Origin of the sequence: Inquilinus limosus MP06 (assembly GCF_000767795.1) — a bacterium.
Classification (GTDB): Bacteria; Pseudomonadota; Alphaproteobacteria; order DSM-16000; family Inquilinaceae; genus Inquilinus; species Inquilinus limosus_E.
In genome coordinates this window covers 1-5,367 of the sequence record NZ_JANX01000451.1, presented here as the reverse complement: position 1 = coordinate 5,367, position 5,367 = coordinate 1, and the positions used below count along the sequence as shown (strand labels likewise).

Sequence of the window (5,367 nt, the reverse complement as noted above, 5' to 3'; positions counted from 1 at the left end):
AGCGGCTGAGGTCGGTCTGCAGCGTGCGCAGCCCGGCGGCGAAGAAGGACCGGATCGGTTCCCGCCCTTGCAACACGCCGGTGCCGAGCTCCGGCAGCGTCGCCAGGATCAGCGGCGTCTCCAGCACCGCGTCCTCGGCGTAGAGGGCGACCAGCCCGTCGAGGTCGCGGCCGCGCACCGTCTCGTGCCAGCGCTCATAGATCCGGCGGATATCGGCATCGGTGGTCATCGCATGCTCCATCGGGCGGTGGGACATCCGATGGTGCCGTGATGCCCGGGCCGGATGCTTCGGCCGGACTCGAAGCATGGCGACCGGGTCAGCCGCCGGGCTGCGGCGGCTCAGCCTGCACGGCGTTGATCAGCGAATCGAGCAGCCCGGGAAAACGGGCATCCAGGTCGTCGCGGCGCAGCGACAGCAGGTTCTCGCGGCCGGAGGGGCGCTGCCAGATCACGCCGCTGTCGCGCAGCACCCGCCAGTGATGGGTCAGGGTCGATTTCGACACGTTCTTCAGCACGGTGCCGCAGGCATGCTCGCCGCCCTCCGCCAGGACGCGGATCACGCTGAGGCGCATCGGATGGCCCAGCGCGGCCAGGACGTTCTCGAGCCGGATCTGGTGCCGGTCGGGGTGCTGCGGGGTGATCATGCCCAAGAGATAATCAGCGATACGCGTACAGTCAAACCATCGACCTCAGCGGGCGACCATATCAGGCCTATGATACGCAAATTCTAGTACTATTCAACAGTACGATAATCCGCGTACAGTCGTATGAATCGAATCCGATGAAGGGACCCTTTCATGTCCGCCTCCCCCGCGATCGCCGGGCACCGCTCGCTCGGCTGGAGCCTGGCGCTGCTGGCCTTCGCCCAGCTGATCTTCGCCCTCGACCTCAACATCGTGTTCGTGGCCCTGCCGGAGATCGGCGCCGGCCTCGGCTTCTCCGAGCAGTCGCTGCAATGGGTGGTCAGCGCCTACACCGTGTTCTGCGGCGGCTTCCTGCTGTTCGGCGGCCGCGCCGCCGACCTGCTGGGCCAGCGCCGGATGTTCGTCTCCGGCCTCGTCCTCTACGCCGCCTCCTCGCTGGTCGGCGGGCTGGCCTGGAGCCCCGGCGTGATCATCGTCGCCCGCGCCGTGCAGGGCATCGGCGGGGCGATCCTGTTCCCGGCCACGCTGTCGCTGGTCAACCGCCTGTTCGAGGAGGGGCCGCGCCGCAACCGGGCGCTGGCGGTCTGGGGCGGCGCCGGCGCCAGCGGGCTGACCCTCGGCTCGCTGCTCGGCGGGGTGCTGACCAACGGCCTCGGCTGGTCTGCGGTGTTCTTCGTCAATGTTCCGCTGGCCGGCATCGTCGCCCTGGCGGCCCTGGCGGTGATCCCGCGCGACCCGCCGCAGCCTGTCCGCCGCAGCTTCGACCTGCCCGGCGCACTGGCCGCCACCGCCGGCGTTACCCTGCTGGTCTATGTCCTGGTGCAGGGGCCAGAGGCGGGCTGGGGCTCGGCCCCGATCGTCACCGCCGCCGCGCTCTCGGCCCTGCTGCTGACGGCATTCATGCTGATCGAGACCCGCAGCGCGGACCCGCTGATGCCGATGCGCCTGTTCCGCAACCGCAGCCTGGTCGCGGGCATGTCGATCACCTTCATCTATATGGGCAGCTTCGGTGCGCTGCCGTACTTCCTGACCGTGCTGTTCCAGACCGTGATGGGCTTCAGCGCGCTCGAGACCGGCCTGGCCTTCATCGTGCCGTCGCTTGCCATCGCGGCGGGCACGCAGCTGGGCGAGCGCCTGGCGACCAGGCTGACCACGCGCGGCACGCTGCTGCTGGGCTCCGCCCTCGGCGTCGTCGGCACCGTCGCGATCGGCCTCGCCACCACCGCCGGCTACGCCGCGCTGGTGCCGGGGCTGGTGGTGTCCGGCATCGGCCAGGGCATCGTCTGGACCGGGATGTGGATCGCCTCCGCCTCCGGCGTCGCGGCGGAGGAGCAGGGCGTCGCCTCCGGCATGGCCTCGACCATGCTGAACATCGGCAACGCCATCGGCCTGGCCATCCTGATCGCCATCGCCAATACCGGCCTCGCCGGGCAGCAGGGCGAGGCGCTGCGCCTGGCGATGGGCGAAGGCGTCCGCCTGGCCTTCCTGCTCGCCGTGCTCGGCATCGTGCTCGGCGGGCTGGTGGCGCTGGCGCTGCCGCGGCGGGCTCGCGGCGCGGCGGTGCAGGCGACGGCATGAGGGAAGGGCGAGCGCCTTGACAGGCCGCTCGCTTCGCCATCATCGTTCTCCGGCTTAGCAGGGCGCATCGGCAGGGGCCGGAGGGGCAATGCCCGCCTGCAGGATCCACCGCCCTGGATGCGCCCCATGCCGAATCCCGAAAATCTCCGCAAGCAGGCGAAGACCGTCCTGCGCTGGCACCGCGACCGGCACCACCCGGTGGCCGAGCAGATCCGCACCTGGCTGCCCCGCTTCGGGCACCTGACCGACGCCGAGGTGCTGGCCCGGCCCTTCACCCTGGCCGACGCGCAGGAGCTGGTGGCGCGGCGCGAGGGCTTCGACAGCTGGCAGGCCCTGATCCGGGGCCTCGACGCCACGCCCGGCCCCGCGCCGGGGGCGCAGGGGCGGCCGGTGCTGGGCCCGGCCGAGCCGCAGCTGCTGGTCGCCGATATCCGGGCGGCCTGCGACTTCTACGCCGGGACGCTCGGCTTCACGGTGGTCTTCGCCTATGGCGAGCCGCCCTTCTACGCCCAGGTGGCGCGCGACCGGGCGCGGCTGAACCTGCGGTGGGTCCAGGGCCCGGTCTTCGCCCCCGGCTTTCGCGAGCGCGAGGCCGACGTGCTGGCGGCGACGGTAAGGGTCGACGACCCCAAGGCGCTGTTCCTGGAGCTGCAGGCCACCGGCGCGCCGTTCCATCAGGCGTTGCGGACCGAGCCCTGGGGCGCTCGCACCTTCATCATCCGCGACCCGGACGGCAACCTGGTCCTGTTTGCGGGGTGAGGGGCGGACCCTACTGCTGCATCGTGGCGATGGTGCCGTGGGCCACCAGCCAGCGCTTGCCGTCCGCCGCCACGACGATCAGCGGCAGGCTCTGGCGCAGGCTCAGGAAGACATGGATCTCGGTCGGGATCTTCGAGACCGGTTCGGCCACCATGAAGGCCACAGCCGGATGGCCCTCGGCCGTCTTCTGGCCGGCCAGGCAGGAGGGCGGGGGCAGCCGGCCGCCGGACAGGATGCGGCCGCCATCCGGGCTGACCAGGAAGCGGAAATGGCCGCCGACCATGAACACGCCGGGATCCTCCGACGTCGCCAGGGCATAGACCCGCCAGTTGCGGGTCCCGGGGTCGCGGAACGCCACCGGCCGGTAGGTCTTGGAGCAGGGCTGGTCCAGCCGGCCCAGCGCGGTCTGCGCCGCGGCGAACTGGGCGGCCTGGTCCGGCGTCAGCGGCGCGCCATCGCGGCGGGTCAGCACCGGGGCTCCGCCGCCGGCATCGACCGTGACGTCATAGGCCGCCTCCGGCCCCTGGCTGCCGCGGCGGACGAAGCGGACCAGGATGCCGTTCGCCGCCGGCTCGGTCACCCAGCCGACGACGCCGCCGGATTGCGGGTCGATGCCGTTCCGGCGCAGCGTGGCGCTGGCCAGGGCGGCGGCGCCATCGACCGCGAAGATCTGCCGGCCCAGGGTCGTGGCCTGGCGGAAGGCCGGCCCGGTCTCCGGCACCACCTTGGACGGCGCGCCGGCATCGGCCGGCGGGATGGTCTGGCCGGGCGGCGGGGTCTGCTGGGCCAGGACACCCGAGGCCGGCATGGCGATCGCCAGCAGCAGCCCGGCCCGCGCGAGGTGGCGGCGAAACGCGAGGGATTTCGGTCGCATGCTGTCTCCGCTGTGATCGGCGGCCACCATGCCGCGCTCCGCCGGCCGGGCCAACCCTCAAGCCGGGATGCCAGCGTCCCGTCTCTCAGGAATCAACGGGGCCCCAGTCCAATCGTGCCTTGTCGGCCTTGGCCTTCGCCTCATCCGGCGTGGCCCCGGCGCGAAGATGCGTGTCGTAGACGATCTTCCGCCAGCTCCGCTCCGCCTGCAGCCGCCAATGCATGGTCAGGACGAACAGCGTCCCGATCACGGCGACGGCCAGGATGACGCCGACCTGCCAGGGCAGCACGGCCAGCAGGACAGTGAACAGCAGCAGCGCGCCGGGAATGACGAAGGCCATCGCGTCCTCCGGGTCCGTGGAGCCGTGAGTCCCAGGGTCGGCCGGAGATGTGGCGCGATCAAGGCCGCCCCGCGCGGCTGCGGCAAGCGCGCCGCATCGCAGCGGCACTAAACATTTGACGTACTCGGATTCGACCTTCGGGTTTAATTCCATGGCCGTCCGGAGCGACTCGCCGGTTGATGAGGAGATGCGATCGATGGCTGCGATTCCCTGCGCCACCTGCCCGCTGCGCAGCCAGCCGCTGTTCAAGACGAACACGGCGGAGGAGATCGAGTTCATCGCCGGCATGCGTCGCGGCAACCTGAAATACCCGGCCGGGGCCCAGATCCTGTCCCAGGGCGACGACGACAGCGACCTGTACACCCTGTTCTCCGGCTGGGCCTTCCGGTTCAAGGAGCTGGAGGATGGGCGGCGGCAGATCCTGAACATCCTGATGCCGGGCGACTTCATGGGCTTCCACATCGCACCGCAGACCGGCGCGCCCTACGGCATCGAATGCCTGATCGATGTCGAGGTCTGCGTCTTCCCGCGGCGGCGGTTGTGGGACCTGTTCCGCAACCATCCGAGCCTGGCCTACGACATCACCTGGCTGACGGCGCATGAGGAAGGCATCGTCGACGACAACCTGCTGTCGGTCGGCCAGCGCTCGGGGGTGGAGCGGGTGGCGACCATCGTGCTCGCCATCTACAAGCGGGCGCGGCAGCTGGATCTGGTCAGGGACAACAGGCTCGACTTCCCGCTGACCCAGAGCCACATCGCCGACATGCTGGGCATGTCGCTGATCCACACCAACCGGGTGCTGCGCCGGCTGCATCGCGACGGCGTCTTCACCCTGGCGCGCAAGAAGCTGCAGGTGCACGACACCCGCGCCCTGCGGTCGCTCGCCGCATGGGCCGAGGCGCCCGTGCCGAAACGGCCACTGATCTGAGTTTCGGCTGTTTCCCTCCGTATAGGCCCGGTGCGCGGCGTCGCCGCGACGCCCGTCCCGTGCCGTGTGTTGCAACCCTAAGGAGAAAATGACTATGGCGACCCGCAACCTCGAACAGTGGCCGGACCCCTGCGCCCGCAGGACCGGCAGCGCCGCCTGGGTCACCCACAGCGCGCCGAACAGGTTGGTCTCGATCTGCGCCCGGGCCTGCGCCTCGCTGACCTCCTCGACCGCGCCGAGCAGG

7 protein-coding genes are annotated in these 5,367 nt (G+C 70.8%); 3 read left to right on the top strand and 4 right to left on the bottom strand.

The window, feature by feature from the left end; genetic code table 11:
- Nucleotides 1–229: nuclear transport factor 2 family protein (locus P409_RS25625; protein WP_034845112.1), on the bottom strand; the 229-nt coding region annotated here is incomplete at its 3' end.
- An 88-nt stretch (nt 230–317) separates the two neighbouring features.
- Nucleotides 318–644, bottom strand: a complete 327-nt coding sequence (locus P409_RS25620) for an ArsR/SmtB family transcription factor (RefSeq protein WP_034845107.1) — start codon at nt 642–644, stop codon at nt 318–320.
- Nucleotides 645–797: 153 nt separating this feature from the next.
- On the opposite strand from P409_RS25620, the gene P409_RS25615 reads away from it, so the two are divergent.
- Nucleotides 798–2,222 carry an MFS transporter gene (locus tag P409_RS25615; protein WP_034845104.1) on the top strand — a complete coding sequence of 475 codons (1,425 nt, stop codon included), beginning with the start codon at nt 798–800 and terminating at the stop codon, nt 2,220–2,222.
- 126 nt (nt 2,223–2,348) lie between these two features.
- Entirely contained in the window at nt 2,349–2,981 is a 633-nt protein-coding gene (locus tag P409_RS25610; RefSeq protein WP_034845101.1) for a bleomycin resistance protein, read from the top strand.
- Nucleotides 2,982–2,991: 10 nt separating this feature from the next.
- Here the strand turns inward: P409_RS25610 and P409_RS37335 are convergent, their stop codons facing one another.
- Nucleotides 2,992–3,855 carry a hypothetical protein gene (locus tag P409_RS37335; protein WP_152613535.1) on the bottom strand — a complete coding sequence of 288 codons (864 nt, stop codon included), beginning with the start codon at nt 3,853–3,855 and terminating at the stop codon, nt 2,992–2,994.
- Nucleotides 3,856–3,940: 85 nt separating this feature from the next.
- Complete coding sequence (locus tag P409_RS25600) at nt 3,941–4,195, bottom strand: hypothetical protein (RefSeq protein WP_034845095.1); 255 nt, start codon at nt 4,193–4,195, stop codon at nt 3,941–3,943.
- Between the two features lie 196 nt (nt 4,196–4,391).
- Between P409_RS25600 and P409_RS25595 the strand changes: the two genes are divergently transcribed.
- The gene (locus P409_RS25595) at nt 4,392–5,123 is read left to right on the top strand and encodes a Crp/Fnr family transcriptional regulator (protein ID WP_052121388.1); all 732 of its coding nucleotides are present in this window, start codon (nt 4,392–4,394) and stop codon (nt 5,121–5,123) included.
- The last annotated feature ends 244 nt before the right edge of the window (nt 5,124–5,367 follow it).